Genomic DNA, 21,288 nt, shown 5'->3' on the forward strand with positions numbered 1-21,288 from the left:
TTTTAAAGATCAATTACTTCTTCCACGGCATCTATGTTGATGGGGCCGTAAATATGCGGAAAGGTTTCATTTACCGAGGGCGAAGCCTCATATTTCAAAGGATGTTTCAGCTTTTCCGTTTCCAGCAGAAGCGCCACCAGTCCTTTTTTTCCATCAAAATAGCGTTTCAGCACGCTTCTCATTTGTTGTAATTCGCAGCAGTGAATAAAGTTTTCAGCCGCCAGGGAAGCCGCTTCATAAGAGCCTTTTTTTTCTGCTTCCTTCCACTCCTTTTTGGAGGTGATGTGATAAATTGTAGCCATTATTTCCAGATTCTAGGTATCAGTTGTTGTTGCATCATCAGGTCACACAATACGATCGCCGTAACCGATTCCAGTACCACCGGCACACGGAGTGCGATACACAGGTCGTGCCGGCCACGAACAGCGAAAAGTTCCTGCTTTCCGGTTTCGCGGTTGAAAGTGAATTGTTCTTTGGGCGTGGAAGAAGTAGGCTTTACCGCCACGCGGAACACGAGGTCGTTCCCGTTGCTGATGCCGCCTACAATACCGCCGGCATGGTTGGTGGTGGTTTTGCCGGTAGCATCTTCTATCGAATCGTTGTGATCGGAACCGAACATATCCGCTGCCGCGAAACCAGTTCCGAATTCCACACCACGTATGGCGGGAATCGCAAATACCGCGTGACTGAGTACGGACTCCACGGAATCCCAAAATGGCTCGCCGATACCGATGGGCATCCCGGTAACCACGCATTCCACCACACCGCCCACCGAGTCTTTCGCGTCGATGCCTTTCTGCAGTCCTTTCTCCAGGTCGGTTTCCCCGGCGATGGATACGATATGCGCCTTTACTTCCATTCCGGCCATCAGTTTCTTGGCCACCACACCCGCCGCCACCTGTGTGAGGGTAAGCCTGCCACTGAAATGTCCGCCGCCTCGGAAATCTTCATATCCTCCATACTTTTCAGTTGCTACCCAATCGGCATGGCCGGGACGGGGAACAGCGCGCAGCTTTTCATAATCAGTGCTGCGGGTGTTATTGTTCGCGAACATGATGGTAAGTGGCGCGCCGGTTGTTTTTCCATTGAATACACCACTTTTGAATACGGGAAGATCATCTTCCTTTCTGGGCGTGGTCCCCTTCTGGGTGCCTCCTCTCCTTCTTTCCAGGTCGGGAAGAAAGTCTTCCACTTCCAGAGGAAGTCCCGCGGGACATCCATCAATGGTTACGCCCACACTTTCGCCGTGCGATTCGCCGAATACATTTATGCTGAATAAAGAGCCGAAATGGTTCATCCGTGTACTTTTATTCCGTGAGTAGTAACATCAGCGCCCAATTGCTGAATATGTTCATAAAAATCGGGGTATGATTTATTGATGGCTTCCGCCTCATCAATGGAAACGGGGCCATCTGCTCGCAACGCGGCCACAGCGCAGGCCATGGCGATGCGGTGGTCGTGCCGGCTGTGCACCTTCGCGGCTTTCAGTCCTGTTCCGCCTTCAATCAACATCAGGTCATCCTGGAGCGTGATCTTAATGCCCATCTTACCAAATTCATCCTGCAAAGTAATACCGCGGTCACTTTCCTTGTGCGCAAGGCGTGAAACACCTGTAATTACCGTGGTTCCCTGACAACAGGCCGCCAAAGCAACCAGTGGAGGAAAAAGATCAGGACAATCTGTGGCATCGAACTGGAACGCCTTCAGCGATGAGGGGCGAAGTTCTATTTCTTTATCGCGCACAGACATGCCTGCCCCGCTATCCTGCAAAGCCTGCAGAATGGCCTTGTCGGCCTGCGTGGAGTTCATGTCAAGCCCGCCCACTGTAATGTTGCCTGCAATTGCGCCGGCAACCAGTAAGAACGCGCCGCCGCTCCAGTCGCCTTCCACTTCATAGCTGCGTGTAGCAGCGGGAGTAACGGTAGTAGTATCAAAATAAAAACTTTCGTAGTTCCTGTTCTCCGGCACTTTCATGCCAAAACTGCGCATCACCGATAACGTTAGATCGATATAGGGTCTGCTCTTCAGTTCATTAACGTGAATAGAAACGCCGGAAGCGCCTGCGGCGGAATAGGCCATCAGCAACCCGGTAAGGAATTGGGAACTGAGGGAACCGTCAACGGTAATGTCTGCCGGTTGCAAAGGCCCCTGGATATCGAGGGGGAGTTTCCCTTGCTGGGACTGAATATTCACTTTCAGTTTAGGAAGAATCTCATCGAAGAAGTTCATGGGGCGGGTACGCAAACTGCCCGTTCCATCAATACGGAGTGCGCGTTCACTTAATGCCACCAGGGGCGTGAACATGCGGATACCGAGCCCGGATTCCCCGCAAAAAATGGTATCAGATAATGGTTGAATGCCTTTGCTTTTCACCACAATCTTATCATCCGATTTTTCGATTTCAGCGCCAAGTCTGGTAATGGTATCCATGGCGGCCATATCATCATTGGAATGGCCGGGATTCAGTATCTCCGTGGTTCCTTTGCAAAGCAATGCGGCTGCGCATGCCCGTTGCATGGAACTTTTGGAAGCAGGAGCGCGTAGGTTTCCGGAGAGTGCCCCCGGTTGTATGGTAACCTGCATCGTAGCTATGTTTTACAGCGCCAGAACAATTTCCTTTAATTCGGGCATAGGAATGGGATGTACAACGGCTTTACCGGTTTTTTGCAGCAACACAAAATTCATGGTATCCTTTTCCCGTTTTTTATCCATCCCCAATATTTCCAGCGCTTTGTTTTTATCAAATTCAAGTTGGTGCGGCAACCTGTATTTACGGATCAGTTTGGAAAGACGATCCGATTCTTTGAACCCTGTCAGTTTTTCCGATATGCCTGCCGCCGCCATCATGCCTACCGCCACGGCATGGCCGTGTTTCAGTTCATACATGTTTTCGATAGCATGACCAATGGTGTGACCGAAGTTCAGCAGCCTTCTCTCCCCTTTCTCAAATTCATCTTTCTGCACCACTTTAGTTTTCAGCAACGCGTTACGGCGGATGAGCTTTGAGAGCAGCGCCGGATCTTTTTTCAGGGCCGGCAAACTGGTTTCCTCCAGCATGCTGAACATGGGCGCATCTTTGATGGCGGCGTGTTTGATCACTTCCGCCATGCCATTCACCCATTCTTCGTTGGGCAGACTTTTGAGCAGGGATACATCGTACAGCAGGAAATCCGGTTGCCGGATCATACCCACCATATTTTTGTATACGCCTACGTCAATGCCATTCTTTCCACCAATGGAAGCGTCCACCATCGCGAGGATAGATGCGGGGAGAAAGCCGAAGCGTATGCCCCGCATGTAAATGCCTGCAATGTAGCCGGCCATATCGGTTACCACGCCACCGCCTATTCCTACCAATGTAGTGGTACGGTCGGCTTTCATCGCGATCATCTGGTCGATCACGGAATCCACCGTAGCCTGTACCTTATATTGTTCACCGGCTTTCAGCACAATCGTGTTCCAGTCTTTGAACTTTTTACCGTGTGCGGCAAAAATGTTTTCGTCTGTAAGCAGGATCGCGTTGTGTTTCGGCGCCAGTTTTTCCAGGTCGGCAAAACTTCCGGAGAAGTAGAAACTGGTGGTGGCGCGGGAAAATTGAATCGTCTTTTTTTCCATCCTTAACTAGTCGTTCATGATTTTGTTCTGGCGGTTGATGCTTTCCATGTGAACGGCATCGAAGTACTTGGTGATGAACTCGCGGCTCAGACCAAGTTTTTCGCCTTTATTAGCGGCCCTTTCCAGAATTTCGTTCCAACGATTGGTTTGGAGAATGGTGATGTTGTTTTCTTTTTTATAGGTACCGATTTTATCGGCGATTTTCATCCTTTGTCCCAGCAACTGCATCAGTTCATCATCAATATGGTTGATTTGCTCGCGGAGCTTTTCCAGGTTGGTGATGAATTCTTTTTCAGTGGTGGTTTCGTGGCGCCATTTGATTTCGCCGAGCATTTCAGCCAGTTTCTCCGGCGTGATTTGCTGTTTGGCATCGCTCCACGCGTTATCTGGATCGATATGGCTTTCGATCATGAGGCCATCGAAGTCAAGGTCTATCGCTTTTTGTGCAACATCCAACAGGATATCCCTTCTGCCGCAAATATGGGAGGGGTCGCAAACCATCATCAGTTCGGGGTTACGGCGTTTCATTTCGATGGCCATATGCCACATGGGGGCATTGCGGTAATCGGTATTGCCGTAAGCACTGAAGCCGCGGTGAATGAGGCCGATGGTGGAGATGCCTGCTTTGGCTATTCTTTCCACGGCGCCGGTCCAGAGTTCCAGGTCCGGGTTGATGGGGTTTTTAATAAGCACGGGCACATTGGCGCCGCGGAGCGCATCGGCCACTTCCTGCACGCTGAAGGGGTTCACGGTAGTACGGGCGCCTACCCACAGTACGTCCACGCCAAAGTGGAGGGCGTCTTCCACCTGCTTACCTGTAGCCACTTCCACGGTGGTGGGGAGGCCGGTAAGTTTTTTGGCCTGTTGCAGCCAGGGAAGCCCTTTGGTACCGATCCCTTCAAAACTTCCGGGGCGGGTGCGGGGTTTCCAGATACCGGCGCGGAGCATGTCCACTTTCCCGGTGGCTGCCAGCCTGGTGGCGGTTTCCAGCACCTGCTCTTCCGTTTCGGCGCTGCAGGGTCCTGAGATCACCAGGGGGCGTTTTTTGAGTAACTGTGTAAGGTCGGTCGCTTGTGTTGCTGTTGCTTGCATATGTTTGTGAATTGTAATTTATCGGCTGTTGGCATCGTTCATCCGGATGCGGCGGCCACGATAGGTTTTCCCGTCGATGGCGCGGATCATTTTTTCACTGAACGATTTTTCCACTTCCACCCAACTGTTCATCTCTTTCATGTCAATTCTTCCCAGCACCTGTTTTTTCAGGTCGCTCATGTCCAGGATGAACTGGAGGAAACTGGCTTTATAGAATCCGTCTTTGGTGCCCAGGTTCACGAACAGGCGGGCGTAATCACCGTTGCCACCGAATTCCCGGCCACGGGTATCTCTTTTTCTACCACTGTCGAACCTGTCTCCTATACGTTCTCTTCCACCAAAATCTCTTTCACGTGCACGCACGTTCAGGTCTTCTGCATTCTCATAGTATTTCAGGAAGCGGTCGAACTCCATGGCGGCCACGCGCTTCAATACATCTTCTTTAGATACATCGGCGAACTTCTCTTCCAGCATGGGAACATATGTTTCATAATCCCCATGACTGATATCCGTTTGCAGGAGTTTGTCCATGAAATAGAAGAACTGCTTGCGGCATACATCTTTTCCTGTAGGGATTTCCATTTTATGGAACTGTGCCTGCACGATCCTTTCGATCTGTCTGATCTTGCCCACTTCGCGGGAGTGCACGATCGAGATACAAACCCCGGTGTGTCCTGCCCTTCCGGTTCTGCCGCTGCGGTGCGTGTACACTTCGATATCATCCGGCAATTCGTAGTTGATCACGTGTGAAATTTCTTTCACGTCAATTCCCCTGGCGGCCACATCGGTGGCGATCAGCAGTTGCAGGCTTTTATCCCTGAACTGGCCCATCACCTTATCGCGTTGCTGCTGGGTAAGGTCACCGTGCAGCGCGTCGATATCGTATCCTTCTCTTGTAAGGCGTTCAGCGATTTCCTGCGCGTCGGCCTTTGTACGGGTGAAGATGATGCCATAGATACCCGGGTTGAAATCGATCAGCCTTTTCAGGGTTTCATAACGGTGCTGTGCATTCGTTACGAAATACTGGTGGTCGATGTTTACATTAGCCGTATTTACTTTACCTACCTGTACTTCCACGGGGTTGTTCATGTACTTCTTGCTTACCCGGCGTATTTCCGGCGGCATCGTTGCGCTGAACAACCAGGTACTTTCCCGGTTGGGGGTGTTTTTCAGGATGAATTCGATATCGTCCTGGAAGCCCATGTTCAGCATTTCATCCGCTTCATCCAGGATCACGTATTGAATTTCTTCCAGGTTCACCGCTTTCCTTTCAATCAGGTCTATCAATCGACCGGGTGTGGCCACTACAATGTGCGCGCCTCTTTTCAGGTCGCGGATTTGTTGTCCGATGGAGGTTCCTCCATATACGGCTGCCACATGCACGCCGGCCATGAATTTTTTAAAGAGCTCCAGTTCCTTCACGATCTGCAGGCAGAGTTCCCTGGTGGGGCAAACCACCAATGCCTGCGGATGTTTTTTTTGTGCATCTATCAGATGCAGCAGGGGGAGGCCGAATGCCGCCGTTTTACCCGTTCCTGTTTGTGCCAAACCAACCAGGTCCTTCGTTCCGCTCAATAAAACCGGAATAGCCTTCTCCTGGATGGGTGTCGGGTTTTGGAATCCAAGTGCGTCCGTAGCCTGTACGAGCCTTGCATCCAGCCCCAACCCTTCAAATGTGATCATATATTAAAATTTGCGCAAAGGTACCTTTTTTAAGGGGGATAGGGAATTTTGAATTTTGGATACGCCTCAAAATTTTCTATCCACAATCTTCCTGATGCCGTTCGCTCCCTCTATCAATTCTTTCAAATAATCCCAGTTTTCCTTTTCAAGACATGCCTTGAATTTCCGGAGTTGGGAAATATGTTCGTTCAGCACATCCAGCACATTCTCCCGGTTCTGCTGGAAGATGGGCACCCACATGTCCGGATTGCTTTTCGCGAGCCGCACGGTACTTTCAAAACCACCGCTGGCGAGTTCGAAGATGGCGTCTTCTTCCCTCTCCTTCTCCAGCACCGTATTGGCGAGGGCGAATGAAGTGATGTGGGAAATATGGCTCACATAAGCCACATGTGTATCGTGCGCGTTGGCTTCCATATACACCAGGTGCATGCCTAATGCGCCATATAGCTGCTCCACCATTTCCACGGCGTCCACATCCGTTTCAGCTTTGTTGCAGATTACGGTGGCCTTTTTGCTGAAAGCCCCACTCACCGCTGCTTCTGGTCCGCTGTATTCTGTTCCCCACATGGGATGCGTGGCCACATAACGACCACGCTTATCGTGTGCCGCAACCGCCTGTATGAGGGAATGTTTCGTGGAACCAACATCCATCACCACCTGACCGGTTACCAGGTCCAGTACCTGCGGAAGCAAGCCTACGGCAGCGTTCACGGGAACCGCGAGGATAACGAGGTCGCTTTGCGGAACGGCCTTTTCCAACGGCAGCACTTCATCTACCAATCCCAGTTCCAGCGCCTTTTCCTGGTGCCAGGGATTATTGTCTACCCCGATTACTTTCGCGCACAATCCTTTCTCCTTCAGCGCCAGCGCCATGGAACCGCCTATCAATCCAATGCCTATTATTGTAGCGTTCATACCTTTTCTGTTGCTTTGATGCGGCGCAGCGCCTGTTCAAACCTTTCTACCGGACTGCACAAACTGATGCGGATATATTGGTTTCCGCCTTTTCCAAAAATGCCGCCCGGGGTTATAAAAACTGACGCCTCGTGCAATATCTTATCGCTTAATTCAAAGCCGCTTTCGTATTCAGCCGGGATAGCTGCCCATACGAACATACCTGCCTGATGCGGATCGTAGGTGCAACCCAGTTGATCCATCAGTTGAAATACTTTTACCTGGCGTTCCCTGTATTGCGCGTTCAGCGTGTCGTGCCACTCTTTCCCGAGACTCAAAGCCTTTGCCGCGGCCAGTTGCAGCGGTTTGAACATGCCACTGTCCATATTACTTTTGAACGTGAGCACTTCCTGGATGCGCTGCGCGTTGCCCGCCAGAATGCCCACACGCCAGCCGGCCATATTGTGGCTCTTACTGAGCGAGTTCAGTTCCAGCACGGTATCTTTCGCGCCCGGCAATGATAAAAGACTAACGGGATGATCGTTCAGGATAAAAGAATACGGATTGTCGTGGCAGATCAGGATGTTTTTCTTCTTCCCAAAAGCGATCAGTTTTTCGAAGAAAGATGCTTCCGGCAATTGTCCGGTGGGCATGTGCGGGTAATTCACCCACATCAGTTTCACCTTCGGTGTAAGCTGTTGTTCGATGGCTTCAAAATCGGGCTGCCAGTTGCTTTCAGCATTCAGCTCGTAAGTCAGCGGAATACCTCCGGCCAGTTTTACAGCGCTGGCGTAAGTAGGATAACCGGGATCCGGGATCAGCGCGATATCTCCTTCGTTGAGGTAGGTCATGCAAATGTGCATGATGCCTTCCTTCGATCCGATCAGCGGCAGTACTTCCGTATCGGGATTCAGTTCCACACCGTAAGCGCGTTGGTACCAGTCGGCCATGGCTTTCCGGAGCTGCGGGATACCTTTATACCCCTGATAAGCGTGGTTTTCCGGCTGCGCCGCTGCTTCCTGGAGTACGCGGATCACTTCGGGGTGCGGGGGCAGATCGGGGCTGCCGATACCGAGGTTGATCACGGCTTTGCCGGCCTTGTTCAATTCCTCGATCTCCCTGAGTTTGGCGGAGAAATAGTATTCGCCGATGCCGTTAAGTCTGTTCGCTGTTTGCATGTTTTGTTTTGCTTGCCTTGAATATTATGAAGTGGCAGGGTTCTGTCCTTTTTTGTAAACGCCGTACACTTTAAGATCGTTGGTAATGGGCTTAATGGCTTCAATTGTTTTGTGGAACTGGTCCATGGAATCGAATTCCATATCGGCATGAAAGGAATATTTCCATTCGGAACCAGCGATCGGGAAAGATTGAAGCTTACTGAGGTTGATGCCGTGGTCGGCGATTTTAGTAAGCACTTTCGCCAGGCTTCCCTGCGAATGATCGGTATGGAAATACAACGATGATTTGTTGGAAGCCTCGTCGGTAACCGCTTCGTTCTCTCTTTTCAGGATCAGGAAACGGGTATAATTGTTTTTGATGGAATGAATATTGGGTGCGATGATCTCCATGTTAAAAAGTTCCGCGGCGAGTTTACTGGCGATGGCAGCCGCGTGTTTCATACGGTGTTGGTGGATGTGTTTCGCGCTGAGCGCGGTATCTTCCGTTTCCACAAGTTTCCAGTTTTGTTTATCGAGGTAATCGGTGCACTGGAGGAGTGCCATGGGGTGCGAATGTACTTCTCGTATGTCCTCCAACGTTACCCCCGGGTTGGCCATCAGGTGTTGGCGGATGTGGAGGTATACTTCTCCTACAATGCGCAGACTACTTTTCTGCAACAGGTTATAGTTCGGAAGAATACTCCCTGCGATAGAATTTTCAATCGCCATTACCGCGCCTTCGGATTCTTTCTTGGAAGAGGCCACCCGCACCACTTCCCTGAAAGTGGCGCAGGGAATCACTTCCACTTGTTTTCCGTAGAATTTCTCAGCGGCTTCCTGGTGGAAACTTCCTTCATAACCTTGTATGGATACTCTGTTCTGCATAATGGTATTAAAACAAAAAGTCCCGGCGGTTGGCCGGGACTTTTTACGTTTGGTATTTTTATTCGATTCACCTTACATAAAGCGGTCCCGGTCCACTTGTAAAAAAGTAGAAGTAAAAATAAAATCCGGTAAACGCTTTGCTCAGGTTCATGCTGATCGTTGCTTTATTATACCACCAAAGTTATGAACTAATACGAAGGCGCAAAATATTTTTTGGAAATTTCAGAAAAAAGACAAAAACAAACGGTTGTTTGTTTTTCTGTTTACATAAGCCTGTTGCCGATTTGCTGATCGATGATCGAGAAAAGATAATTGGGCTGAAACGTACGCCAGTTGGGCTGTTCCATCAATTCAACATATCGTGTAAGGCGGGCCCTTTTAAAATCGTATTGGGTTTGTTCGGGCATGTTCAGTATTACCACCCAGCCTTCTTCTTCTGAAACTTCTTCGTACCATTCTTCATAATATTCACTGTCGCTGCTGTGGAAGTTGAGCACATTCTCAGCAATCAGAATGAATTTAAAAATGCCTTCGGTTTCCAGTTTGTCCGTCACTTCGCGCTTCAGCGTCATCACATCGTTCTCCACGGCATCGTTCCATTCTCCGATCAGTTCGATTACCGCGAAGCCCGATTCGTAATCCACGAACAACAGCTTCATATAAAGATTATACGCACCGAACTCATCCCATTGCGGATGGATATAATAGTTGTAAACAGTTTGAGAAAATTCAAACTCACTGTATTCCCGGCCATAAAAGGGAGACCGCGGATCATCTTCACTGGTGTACAAATGCCTCCAGTTGTAAAAAGGTTCAATATCGTGCATAGTAAAGGTTACTGGTGGAATTTAACCAGGCCATCCATGGGTTTCTGCAGTACCCGGCCCAGTTCCAACTCGTAACTATCACAAAGTTCCTTCAAAACATCTTTAAAACCATACGCCACGCCGCCAACAAAGTGAATGGGATACAACCAGGATTCCCTGTACTTGTACAGATGCTGGAATATGAAATCGCCCAGCCCGTCTTCTATAATGTTCTCAATCATGTAATGCCCGCGGTTCTCGGCGAGAAAAGCCGTAAAGGATGCAAGGTATTTATTGGGCAAAGGCTGCTTGTACACACGATCCAGTATTTCGTGGTGCGATGTATTGAACCGCAGTTCAAACGCTTCGTGCAACTGTGCGTCGAACGTTTTATACAGATAATACTGAATCACTTTTTTGCCCAGGTAAGCGCCACTCCCTTCATCTCCTAATATAAAGCCCAGGGCGGGGTTGTTCTTCACGATCTTTTTCCCGTTGAAGTAACAGGAATTGGAACCCGTTCCCAATATGCAGGCGATGCCTTTTTCGGTGCCGCACAAAGCGCGGGCGGCGGCCATCATATCTGTATCAACAATGGTTTTTGCGCCTTTAAAAACATGCTTCAGCGCCTTTTGAACTTTTTTTACATTTTCAGGATTACCGCAACCGGTGCCATAATAATATACTTCTTCCACTTCCGCCTGTTTCACCGAAGGCCACAGTTCCTTCATCAAAAGCGCGGAGATTGTTTCCACATCCATCAGGTACGGACTGATGCCGCCGGTGAGCACGGTCTTTTTCCTGCCATTCTTCAGCAAACACCATTCTGTTTTCGTGGCCCCGCTATCGGCGATCAATTTTACAGGTGGCATGATTATATAAAATTAAATAGTGAAATTCGCACCAATATTAAGTCAAGTTACCGAAAGCGCAGAAAATGAACAATAGAAAACTACAGGTATGGTTGCCCGCTTTGTTTGCACTGGTGATGGTGGCGGGCATGTACCTGGGATACAGGTTGCGGGAGAACACCAATACGGCAGGAAGTTTTTTCAGAATGGAAAAGAAATCGCCGCTCCAGGAGGTACTCGACCTGGTCCGGTTGAAATATGTAGACCCTATCAATACCGATACACTGGGTGATGACGCCATCCGTGAAATGCTGATGCACCTTGACCCCCATTCCGTTTTTATTCCGGCTTCCGATCTGAAGAACACCAACGCCGACCTGATGGGCAACTTTGATGGTATAGGCGTGGAGTTCCAGGTATTCAGCGATACCGTGAATGTGATGAATGTACTGAAAGGCGGTCCGTCTGATAAAGCAGGCCTTCAGGCCGGCGATAAACTCATCAGTGCCGACGGTAAACCACTTACCAAACCAAATATTCAGTCGGAAGATATCCGCGTATTGCTCCGTGGCCCCCGTGATAGTAAAGTAGTACTGGGCATCATCAGGGGAGGTAAAGAAATTAAAGCAACCGTAACCCGTGGCCGCATTCCACTGCCCGCGCTGGACGCGGCTTATATGATTGAACCAGGAACCGGGTTCATCCGTATCAGCAAGTTTTCGGAGACTACGTACGAAGAGTTCATGCAGTCGCTGGAAAAACTCCAGGCGCTGGGCATGAAGCAACTCATCCTTGATCTCCGCGGTAACGGCGGCGGATTACTGAATGAGGCGATTGATATGGCCGATGAATTCCTGGACGACAATAAACTTATTGTTTATACGGAAGGCAACAAAGTACCGCGCCAGGATTACCGGGCCCGGAGGATGGGACTTTTCGAAAAAGGCGACCTGGTGCTACTGATGGATGAAAGTTCCGCTTCAGCCAGTGAAGTGCTGGCTGGCGCACTGCAGGACTGGGACCGCGCCACCATCGTGGGCAGAAGAAGTTTTGGGAAAGGATTGGTGCAGGAACAATACCAATTGGGCGATGGTTCAGCATTAAGAATCACTGTTGCCAGGTATTATACGCCCCTAGGCAGAAGTATTCAGAAACCTTATGATAAAGGCGTAAAAATTTACCAGGAGGAGGTAAGCGAACGTTTTCACAATGGTGAAGTGCTGCGTACCGATACCGCTTACGCCGTGAACGGGAAAATATACAATACAAAATCCGGTAAAAAACTATACGGCGGTGGCGGCATTACGCCGGATGTAGTGGTTCCAATAGACACGTCATTATATGCGCCGGTGTTGAGTGAATTGTATGTAAAAGGCACAATTTCCAACTTTGTGTACAATTACTATCTCACGAATAAAAAAGAACTGGATGCGCTGAAAGGCCCGTCGGACCTGACGGGTTATCTTAACAACAAGGCCTTATTGCCGCTCCTGGTTGATTTTGCAAAGAAAGATTCCATCCGGGTACCGTCCCTGAATGCCGTTCAGCAAAACGAACTGGAACTGAGAACACGGAACCTGCTTGCCAGGCAAATCTGGCGGAGCGAAGGCTATTTTGAACTGAGTAACGCCACGGACCCGGTAGTACAACAGGCTTTGAAAACTTTACACCAATAGTTCCACGGAACGGAAACACTTGCCAATGGACATCAAAAACAACATCTTAGAAACCATCGGGAACACCCCGCTGATCAGGCTGAACAGTATTACCAAAGCCCTTCCCTGCCCCGTGCTGGCGAAGGTGGAATACTTTAATCCCGGCAATTCCATTAAGGACCGGATGGCCCTGAAAATGGTGGAAGTGGCCGAAAAGGAAGGAAAACTGAAACCCGGTGGCACCATTATAGAATGCACCTCCGGCAATACCGGAATGGGCCTTGCGCTTGCCGCGGTAGTGAAGGGATACAAATGTATTTTCACCACTACCGACAAACAATCCAAAGAAAAACTGAATATCCTCCGGGCCGTGGGCGCTGAAGTGATTGTTTGTCCAACCGATGTGGAACCGGACGACCCGCGCTCCTATTATTCCGTGGCCCGCAAACTCGCGGCAGAAACCCCCAATTCTTTCCACTGTAACCAATACGACAACTTCGCCAACCGCCAGGCACATTTTGAAACCACCGGCCCTGAAATATGGGAACAAACCGACGGAAAGGTTACGCACCTCATTGTGGCGACAGGAACGGGTGGAACCATTACCGGTACCGCGCAGTACCTGAAAAAGATGAACCCGGAAATCCAGGTTTGGGCCATAGATCCCTATGGATCGCTGCTTGCGCACTATTTTGAGACCGGGGAAGTTGACATGAGCCAGGTACATCCCTATATATCAGAGGGCATCGGTGAAGACTTTGTGCCGAAGAACTACGATATGAGCGTGGTGGACCGCTTTGAAAAAGTAACCGATAAAGAAGGCGCCATAATGGCGAGAAGGATAGCACTTGAAGAAGGTATATTTGCAGGATACAGCGCAGGTACGGCATTACAGGGGCTGATGCAGTTATCGACCTTGCTGAACAAGGATAGTTTACCGGTTGTGATCTTTCACGACCACGGCAGCCGTTATGTGGGGAAAATCTACAACGATACGTGGATGAAAGAAAAAGGATTCCTTTAGTAAAAAAATATGCCAGCTGATCCGTTAAAACACGGATGCGGAAAATCCCGCAACAGATTAATCTCAACTTTAATCCGTTGCGGGATCACCTGTTTTTAAGAGGTTCTACTTAGTTTACCACATGATTCATAGTAAAAAATAGTAGTTATACGATGTTTCAGACCGTAATTCAACAGTTTCAAAATGTTGAATATCCGATATACAGGGGAAATACTGAAGAATATAAATAGGGCAATAATGCGCTTGTGCAGGGAATGATGTAATTGTACTTTTGTATCAGAAGTTGATTGATAGAGTTGCTCAAATCCAATATCCGGTTGACAGAAACCGACCAATATCCAAGAAATCCAAGAAGACCGTCCAAAAAGTATTTCCAATTCCTACAAAAAAACCGAAGCAAAATCCAATATCAATCAGCTTCTTCCTTTTTTCCAATATCCACCTGAAATAGCCGCCAATTCCTGAAGAGCCGCATCCAATCCTTAGAACGAAACCTGAACCGTTTTAAACCTTATTGTATCCAATCCATCCTTCGTAAAAGCCGGAATTAAAATCGTCCTGGAAGAATCTATTATCCATTATCTATTAGATCTTAGCCATTAATCCAATACCCTCCTGCTGACCGCAATTCAGCAGGAGGTAAAGTGAAAGGAGTCCTTCCCGGTAACTTTAAAACAACTCCCCCATTTCAGGCACGCTTTTTGAAAATAGCATCCGCTTTCCCAGTTTAACAATTCAGTTTTACGGACCTCTGCACTTTCAGTTCACAATTCATTAATAATCAAACAATATGCTGGTGTAGTAAATTTACTACCCCTACCGTATTTTCTGAAACGTTAAAATCCAGCATATCTCCTCTTGTGCAAGTTTTACCACATTTATACTTTTGATCCAGAAGTTGATTGATAACAATTGGTATCCAATATCCAAAAAAACCAAGATCACTAAATCCAATTATCCGATTAAGAAACCGTCCTGAAAGAGTTCCAGATCCTTGAAAAACCAGCGACAAAATCCAATATCAGTCAGCTTCTTATTTTGTCCAATATCCGGGTCCTTAAAAAGACCTGCTAAATATGAAAACCGAAAGTCCAAAATGTCCAAGTCCATCTGATCCGATGATCCTGATGAAAACCGTCCAAAATCCATCCGAAAGGAAAACCAGATCTGTCCTGTAGAGAACTTTATGAAATCCAATACCCTCCAGCTAAATGTATTTTTAGCTGGAGGTAAAAGGGAAGGAAAATGTACCTTTAGCCTGTATGGCAATCTCTACCGACCAATTGGGAAGAACTGTTTTGATTCCCGCTCCTCCTCAGAAAATTATTTCCCTCGTTCCTTCGATCACTGAACTATTGTATGCACTCGGTTTGGAAGACCGCATTGCAGGCATTACGCGTTACTGTATTTTCCCCGATCATTTACTCCGGGAAAAAACGGTGGTGGGTGGTACGAAAAAAACGGTACCGGAACGTATCCACGCCATTGCACCCGATCTGATCATCGCTTCCAAAGAAGAAAACATACAGGCGGAAGTTGAAGCGTATGCGCAGCAATACCCGGTATGGGTGAGCGATGTTACGTGCCTTGAAGACGCGCTACAACTCATCCAAAGCATCGGGCAGTTTACCGGCACAATGTCCGCTGCCACTCAGATGATCGAAACAATCCAGGCCCGTTTTAAAACAATCCCCGCCATTCAGCCCTTAAAAGGCGCCTATCTCATCTGGAAAGATCCGGTGATGACCATCGGCAACGACACATTCATCCACGATATGATGCGCATCGCTGGTATCCGGAATGTTTTCGGTGCTGAAAAAAGATATCCCGTTACAACGCCTGAAGCCATAGCCGCGCTGTCGCCAGATGTAATTCTGCTTTCTTCCGAGCCCTACCCATTCAGGGCGGAACACATCACGTGGCTAAAAGAAACCCTGGGCGATATCCCGGTACATCTCGTGGATGGCACCTATTTTAGTTGGTATGGGAGTAGGTTACTGGATGCGCCCGCTTATTTTCGTTCAGATATTCTTCCGATAATAAACCGAAAAGAATAAAGTTAGTGTATCTTAGCGGCGCATAATTTTATTGCCTGCTTTCATCGAAAAAGCCTGCTGGCATGGGTCAGCAACGCATTTTTCACAAACCAATTCAGATAGATGAAAAAGTACAAACCGGGCGTACTCTTTGGTGAAGAGTTGCTGGCCCTTTACAACGACGCTAAAGACAATCAGTTCGCACTGCCCGCGGTAAATACCATCGGCACCAACTCCATCAACGCCACGCTGGAAACGGCCGCAAAGGTGAACTCTCCCGTGATCATTCAATTTTCCAATGGTGGCGCTCAGTTCATCGCCGGTAAGGCAATGCCAAACGATAACCTGCAAGCCAATATTTATGGCGCTATTTCCGGTGCGTTGCACATTCATACTGTAGCAAAATATTATGGTGTGCCCGTAGTATTGCATACCGACCATGCCGCTAAAAAATGGTTGCCCTGGATCAGCGCGTTGATTGATGCGGGTGAAACTTTCCATAAAGAAAAAGGGCAGCCCCTGTTCAGCTCACACATGCTGGACCTTTCCGAAGAATCCATCGAAGAAAATATTGAAACATCCGTTGAATATTTTAAAAGAATGGCCCCATTGGGTATGGCCATTGAAATTGAACTGGGTGTTACAGGCGGCGAAGAAGACGGCGTGGACAACAGCGGCGTTGAGAACGACAAACTTTATACGCAGCCGCAACACGTTGCCTACGCATATGAAGAACTCAGTAAAGTAGGTAAACTGTTCAGTGTGGCGGCCGCTTTCGGTAACGTACACGGTGTTTACAGCCCTGGAAACGTGGAGCTGCGCCCCATCATCCTGAAAAACAGCCAGGATTATATCCAGGAGCAATTTAAAACAGCGGAGAAGCCTGTTTACTTCGTGTTCCACGGTGGTTCCGGTTCTCCCCAGCACCAGATCAGGGAAGCTATTGGTTATGGTGCCATCAAAATGAACATCGATACCGATATGCAATGGGCTTTCTGGGAAGGTGTGAAGAACAATTATGTGAAGAATGAAGCTTACCTCCAGGCTCAACTTGGTAACCCGGAAGGTGCGGAGAAGCCCAACAAGAAATATTACGATCCACGTGTATGGCTCAGGAAAGGGGAAGAATCTTTTGTGAAAAGGCTGGAAGTGGCTTTTGAAGATTTGAATTGCATCAATAGGAACGCGTAGGCCTCACCCCGCCCCCTCTCCCAGGGGAGAGGGGCAATGTTCAGTTGAATTGAGGTGTTGCGTTTTTTAAATAATGAAGGGTGTATCGTACTTGATACACCCTTTTTTATTCGGGTCCCTCCCTGATGGAGAAAATTTCCGTTCATGCAATGCTAAGAGGCTTCAATTAATTTTTGAGATAACCTCTTTTTTTGAAGCTGAAAGGTATACAAAACAACAAACCCTCCACAATAGCGGAGGGTTTGCCTTTCATGATAACTTTCCACTAAACCAGCCGTAGGCGGTTTTTCGGGGCAATTACCATATAGTAGTGCGGTCTGACTTATTTTGCAGAATCAGCAGCAGCTTTCAGAGAATCTACAGCAGCGTTAGCAGTAGAATCGATAACAGCGGTAGTGCTGTCAGCTACAGCAGAGATAGAATCAGTTGCTGCGTTAGCAGTTGAGTCGATAGCGGCTTCAGCAGTTTCAGCGGCGTTGTTACAAGCGGCGAAAGCAGCAGCGATGGCGAGAACGGCAAATACTTTTTTCATTTTTAGATTTTTACGTTTAAACGAATAATTTGACATTTATACCCAGAACGGCAAAAGGTAACCCGCTTTTCAAAAAAAAATTTTCACTTATTTTTTGGGTTACTATTTTACTTTTCAGGTATTAAATACAGACTTGTGAAAACGGATCATAACGAACAACATTTATTGGAAGGGTTGGCGCAGAACGACAGAAAGGCCGTTGAAAGTATTTACCGTTCGCATTACAATGTGATCCAGACATTGATAATCAACAACAACGGAAGTGCCGACGACGCGAGGGACATATTCCAGGAGGCGCTGGTGGTTTTATTTGAAAAAGTACGTTCAGGCTCTTTTGAATTGCATTGCCAGATAAGAACCTACCTCTATTCTGTCGCTAAAAGATTGTGGCTGAAAAGATTACAGCAAATCAAACCTTTCACGGGTGATATCGCTTACGCGGAAGAAACCATATCGGTGGAAGAAGACGCAGAAATGCACGATAAAAAGCAGGAATCGTTCCGGATCATGGAAAATTCGCTCGATCACCTGGGAGAACCTTGCCGGAGCCTTTTGAAAGCGTATTACATGGAAAAGCAACCAATGGCGGAAATTGCCGCTCATTTTGGTTATACCAATGCCGATAACGCGAAGAACCAGAAGTACAAATGTTTGACCCGATTGAAGAAAATATTCTTCGCTCAATATAAAAATGACGTGTGATGGATGAACTGATACTCTTGGATGCTGTGGAAAGATACCTCCGGAACGAAATGAACGGTGAAGAGAAAGCCATGTTCGAAAAACTACGTCAGGATTCCCCGGATGTGGACCAACTGGTAGTGGAACACCAGCTTTTCCTCCGTGAAATGGAAGAATATGCTGACCACAGCCATTTCAGGTCGAACCTGCACCAGGTGCACCATGAACTGGAAGAAGCCGGCGCATTCAAAAAAGCCGAGGCTCCCGCTAAAGGTAAGCTCGTGCAATTCTGGCACCGGAACCATAAAACCATCTCTGTTGCCGCGACCATCGCAGGTATTACGGCCATCGCCATGAGTGGATTGGTAAACCTCTTCTCTCCTTCCGCCAAAATTCCGCAATCTGAGGTAAAGCAACTTTCGATAGAGCTCAACCGCACCAAGTTGAAGGTGGATAAGCTGGATAGTGAATTGAAAGAAAAAGAAGCCGGCATCAAAATGGCCCCCTCCAAAAGGGATGGTACAGGCTTTCTCGTAGACGGATCTGGCTACCTCGTAACCAATGTGCACGTAGTGAAGATGGCAGATTCGGTGTATGTGGAAAATACCAAAGGAGAATTCTTTAAAGCCGCCGTGGTACATGTGAACGATAAGACCGACGTGGCCATTCTCAAAATAGACGATAAGCGTTTTACGCCCGTGAAATCACTGCCCTACGGTCTCCGCAACAAACCCGCGGATATCGGAGAAGAAGTATTCACATTGGGCTTCCCCCGTCCGGAAATCGTGTATGATAAAGGTTATTTAAGTGCGAAAACCGGTTACAACGGAGATACGATTTCTTACCAGGTAGCTATCGCTGCCAATCCGGGTAACTCTGGTGCGCCGTTGTTCAATAACCACGGAGAAGTGATCGGGGTGGTGAGTGGCAAACAAACCACGGCCGAAGGCGTGGTGTTCGCGGTGAAATCCAAGAACATCTTCAATGCGCTGGACGCGTTGAAAGAGAACAGCAATTACGGTAAAGTAAAAGTAAATACGGTATCACACGTGAAACACCTTTCAAGAGTAGAACAGATCAGGAAGATGGAAGAATGTGTGTTTATCGTGAAGAGTTACTAATCAGCGCTGCATTAAAGAAAAAAGTCCCGGTTCATCAGATGAACCGGGACTTTTTTTATAAAGCACCAGGCTTATCAGGCCCAGAGATTGGATGGATATTCTCCTGAAGCCACCAGGTCGTTGATGGACTGCTGCACCACCGGCGCGTCTTCCTTATAAGTAACCCCGAACCACTGTGCCGAGGTGGGAATTACATTTACAACACCCATACCCTCTTTTACATACTGATCGGCCACGATGGGAATGAAGAACTCTGATTTTGGGTCCTCAATATTTCCGGCGAGGAACTGCTGGAACATTTTTTCAGATACACCAAAAACGCCGTCGTCGAAACACCAGAAGTTCATGGAAACCTTAGAATCTTCGGGCACTTCATACTGCACGCCATTGTCTTCATATTTGATCTTTCCATCGAAGCGGGCGATCTTGGTGCGTTCATTGATGCCGGCCATATCGCCTTTTTCGTCCAGTTTTACCACGCCCCTGCTCACTGTTCCGTGGTCGGAAAGTGTATTGGCGAGTTCATAGCCAATGATGGCATACCTGGAAGGACTGCAATCTTCCGTAAGGAACTTATAGGCTTTCTCGAATGCGTCACGGCCATAAAAATCATCCGCGTTGATGACGGCGAAAGGTTCTTTCACCACTTCGCGGGCGCACAATACGGCATGGGCTGTTCCCCATGGTTTGGTGCGCCCTTCGGGCACCTGGAAGTCGCCCATATGAGCGGACATCTCCTGGAAAACGTAGTCGATCTCGATCTTTCCCTTCAAACGGGGTTCGAATATATCTTTGAAATCCTGGGCGAAATCCTTGCGGATGATGAACACCACTTTGCCGAAACCGGCGCGGATGGCATCATAAATAGAGTAATCCATAATGGTTTCACCTGAAGGACCAAAACCTGCTATCTGTTTCAAACTTCCATACCTGGAGGCCATTCCTGCCGCCAGGATCAATAAGGTTGGTTTCATCTGCTGTTTTTTCTTTTGGTTTGCGTTACCCGGCTATTGTGCTGTGTAATAAAATAGCATGGGCAATGCGTTTTATGATTGGTTAAATTAACTAGGGCCTTGCAGTAAGCGGAACGAAAATAAAAAAATATCGTACTTAGCGTTTAAAAACTTTCCATATATGTCGCTCCCATACCTTCATTTCCCCTCAAAGCTCCCGGTTCAAACCATTGCGCAAAATTTTTCCGGAGGTGTGGATGTACTGCGATTGGACGAACTTCACCCGGTTATTTCCGGCAACAAATGGTTCAAACTGAAAGAGCACCTGCACCTGGCGGTTACGGCAAAAGCCACCGGACTGGTTACCTATGGCGGCGCCTGGTCCAATCACCTCGTTGCCGTGGCCTATGCGGCCCGGCAGTTGAAGTTGCCTTCCGCCGGCATTGTCCGTGGTGAGCAGCTCCCCTTTTCAGCGCTTTCTCAAACGTTGAAAGATTGTCTAAATTATGGGATGCAGCTGTTTTTTCTCTCCCGGGAGGAATATGCGCATAAAGATGAATTAGTGGCCATAGCTTCCCTTCAGCAACAATTCCCCGGTTACCACCGCATTCCGGAAGGCGCCGCCGATGCCGCGGGCGTTCATGGCGCCGCTACCATTGTAAATACCGTTCCAGCCTTCCATACCTACACCCATATCTGTTGCTCCATTGGTACCGGAACCATGCTGGCCGGGATCGCTTCCGCCTGTGCCGCGCACCAGACCGCCATAGGATTTTCCGTATTTAAAAAAGCGGATGGCATCAGAGAAATGGTGGAAGCCCTTGTTCCGGCAAGAGATATACCCGTACGTTTTGAACTGGAAACCAGGTATAGCTTTGGCGGCTATGGAAAATTTCCACCTGAACTGATTGATTTCATGAACCAATTCTACCGCGAAACTTCTATTCCGACAGATATCGTGTACTCGGCGAAACTCATGGCGGGCGTTTCAGATTTATTTAACAAAGGATGTTTTCCACACGGGGCAAAGGTACTGGCCGTTCATTGCGGCGGCTTACAGGGCAACCGTTCCCTTCCGGCGGGCACACTACTTTTCTGAGCGAAGCAAAACC

Annotated in this window: 20 protein-coding genes; 7 read left to right on the forward strand and 13 right to left on the reverse strand. The window is 48.3% G+C overall.

The features are described from left to right. Positions 1–2 precede the first annotated feature (2 nt). The 11 genes from M4J38_RS08415 to M4J38_RS08465 all read right to left on the reverse strand — a co-directional run bounded on the left by M4J38_RS08415 (position 3) and on the right by M4J38_RS08465 (position 11,004). The gene (locus M4J38_RS08415) at positions 3–302 is read right to left on the reverse strand and encodes a DUF952 domain-containing protein (RefSeq protein ID WP_251759106.1); all 300 of its coding nucleotides are present in this window, start codon (positions 300–302) and stop codon (positions 3–5) included. Continuing rightward, a complete protein-coding gene (locus M4J38_RS08420) occupies positions 302–1,297 on the reverse strand; it encodes a chorismate synthase (protein ID WP_251759107.1) in 996 nt (331 codons plus the stop codon). Before M4J38_RS08420 ends, M4J38_RS08415 begins: the two co-directional genes overlap by 1 nt. Continuing rightward, positions 1,294–2,583 carry a 3-phosphoshikimate 1-carboxyvinyltransferase gene (gene aroA, locus M4J38_RS08425; protein WP_251759108.1) on the reverse strand — a complete coding sequence of 430 codons (1,290 nt, stop codon included), beginning with the start codon at positions 2,581–2,583 and terminating at the stop codon, positions 1,294–1,296. The genes M4J38_RS08420 and aroA overlap by 4 nt, the downstream gene beginning before the upstream one ends. A 12-nt stretch (positions 2,584–2,595) precedes the next feature. Next, positions 2,596–3,615: a 3-dehydroquinate synthase gene (gene aroB / locus M4J38_RS08430; protein WP_251759109.1), complete on the reverse strand. Its 1,020-nt coding sequence runs from the start codon at positions 3,613–3,615 to the stop codon at positions 2,596–2,598. A 6-nt stretch (positions 3,616–3,621) separates the two neighbouring features. Then, positions 3,622–4,707, reverse strand: coding sequence for a chorismate mutase (locus M4J38_RS08435; protein ID WP_251759110.1), 1,086 nt, complete (start codon positions 4,705–4,707; stop codon positions 3,622–3,624). Positions 4,708–4,725: 18 nt separating this feature from the next. Continuing rightward, the gene (locus M4J38_RS08440) at positions 4,726–6,390 is read right to left on the reverse strand and encodes a DEAD/DEAH box helicase (RefSeq protein WP_251759111.1); all 1,665 of its coding nucleotides are present in this window, start codon (positions 6,388–6,390) and stop codon (positions 4,726–4,728) included. A gap of 66 nt (positions 6,391–6,456) precedes the next feature. After that, a complete protein-coding gene (locus tag M4J38_RS08445; RefSeq protein WP_251759112.1) occupies positions 6,457–7,305 on the reverse strand; it encodes a prephenate dehydrogenase in 849 nt (282 codons plus the stop codon). After that, positions 7,302–8,462, reverse strand: coding sequence for a pyridoxal phosphate-dependent aminotransferase (locus M4J38_RS08450; protein WP_251759113.1), 1,161 nt, complete (start codon positions 8,460–8,462; stop codon positions 7,302–7,304). The genes M4J38_RS08445 and M4J38_RS08450 overlap by 4 nt, the downstream gene beginning before the upstream one ends. Before the next feature lie 24 nt (positions 8,463–8,486). Continuing rightward, positions 8,487–9,326 carry a prephenate dehydratase gene (locus M4J38_RS08455; protein WP_251759114.1) on the reverse strand — a complete coding sequence of 280 codons (840 nt, stop codon included), beginning with the start codon at positions 9,324–9,326 and terminating at the stop codon, positions 8,487–8,489. Between the two features lie 263 nt (positions 9,327–9,589). Then, the gene (locus tag M4J38_RS08460; protein ID WP_251759115.1) at positions 9,590–10,153 is read right to left on the reverse strand and encodes a hypothetical protein; all 564 of its coding nucleotides are present in this window, start codon (positions 10,151–10,153) and stop codon (positions 9,590–9,592) included. Positions 10,154–10,161: 8 nt separating this feature from the next. After that, on the reverse strand, positions 10,162–11,004 hold the full coding sequence (locus tag M4J38_RS08465) for an N-acetylglucosamine kinase (protein ID WP_251759116.1): 843 nt from the start codon (positions 11,002–11,004) through the stop codon (positions 10,162–10,164). Between the two features lie 65 nt (positions 11,005–11,069). Between M4J38_RS08465 and M4J38_RS08470 the strand changes: the two genes are divergently transcribed. From M4J38_RS08470 to fbaA, 4 genes are all read left to right on the forward strand, one after another. Then, the gene (locus M4J38_RS08470) at positions 11,070–12,659 is read left to right on the forward strand and encodes a S41 family peptidase (RefSeq protein ID WP_251759117.1); all 1,590 of its coding nucleotides are present in this window, start codon (positions 11,070–11,072) and stop codon (positions 12,657–12,659) included. Positions 12,660–12,684: 25 nt separating this feature from the next. Further along, positions 12,685–13,662: a PLP-dependent cysteine synthase family protein gene (locus M4J38_RS08475; RefSeq protein WP_251759118.1), complete on the forward strand. Its 978-nt coding sequence runs from the start codon at positions 12,685–12,687 to the stop codon at positions 13,660–13,662. Positions 13,663–14,924: 1,262 nt separating this feature from the next. Next, positions 14,925–15,719: a helical backbone metal receptor gene (locus M4J38_RS08480; RefSeq protein ID WP_251759119.1), complete on the forward strand. Its 795-nt coding sequence runs from the start codon at positions 14,925–14,927 to the stop codon at positions 15,717–15,719. Between the two features lie 102 nt (positions 15,720–15,821). Then, positions 15,822–16,889 (forward strand): class II fructose-bisphosphate aldolase, encoded by a 1,068-nt coding sequence (fbaA, locus tag M4J38_RS08485; protein WP_251759120.1) that lies wholly within the window; start codon positions 15,822–15,824, stop codon positions 16,887–16,889. 322 nt (positions 16,890–17,211) lie between these two features. On the opposite strand, the gene M4J38_RS08490 is transcribed toward fbaA, so the two are convergent. Continuing rightward, positions 17,212–17,421, reverse strand: coding sequence for a hypothetical protein (locus M4J38_RS08490; protein ID WP_251759121.1), 210 nt, complete (start codon positions 17,419–17,421; stop codon positions 17,212–17,214). Between the two features lie 135 nt (positions 17,422–17,556). On the opposite strand from M4J38_RS08490, the gene M4J38_RS08495 reads away from it, so the two are divergent. Together M4J38_RS08495 and M4J38_RS08500 are read left to right on the forward strand one after the other, a co-directional pair. After that, a complete protein-coding gene (locus M4J38_RS08495; RefSeq protein ID WP_251759122.1) occupies positions 17,557–18,123 on the forward strand; it encodes an RNA polymerase sigma factor in 567 nt (188 codons plus the stop codon). Next, positions 18,123–19,223 carry a S1C family serine protease gene (locus M4J38_RS08500; RefSeq protein ID WP_251759123.1) on the forward strand — a complete coding sequence of 367 codons (1,101 nt, stop codon included), beginning with the start codon at positions 18,123–18,125 and terminating at the stop codon, positions 19,221–19,223. The genes M4J38_RS08495 and M4J38_RS08500 overlap by 1 nt, the downstream gene beginning before the upstream one ends. A 74-nt stretch (positions 19,224–19,297) precedes the next feature. Here M4J38_RS08500 and M4J38_RS08505 read toward each other — a convergent pair whose 3' ends face one another. Beyond that, positions 19,298–20,197, reverse strand: coding sequence for a sugar phosphate nucleotidyltransferase (locus M4J38_RS08505; RefSeq protein ID WP_251759124.1), 900 nt, complete (start codon positions 20,195–20,197; stop codon positions 19,298–19,300). Between the two features lie 160 nt (positions 20,198–20,357). Between M4J38_RS08505 and M4J38_RS08510 the strand changes: the two genes are divergently transcribed. Further along, the gene (locus M4J38_RS08510; protein WP_251759125.1) at positions 20,358–21,275 is read left to right on the forward strand and encodes a 1-aminocyclopropane-1-carboxylate deaminase/D-cysteine desulfhydrase; all 918 of its coding nucleotides are present in this window, start codon (positions 20,358–20,360) and stop codon (positions 21,273–21,275) included. The last annotated feature ends 13 nt before the right edge of the window (positions 21,276–21,288 follow it).

Source organism: Parasegetibacter sp. NRK P23, from assembly GCF_023721715.1.
Lineage (GTDB): Bacteria > Bacteroidota > Bacteroidia > Chitinophagales > Chitinophagaceae > Parasegetibacter.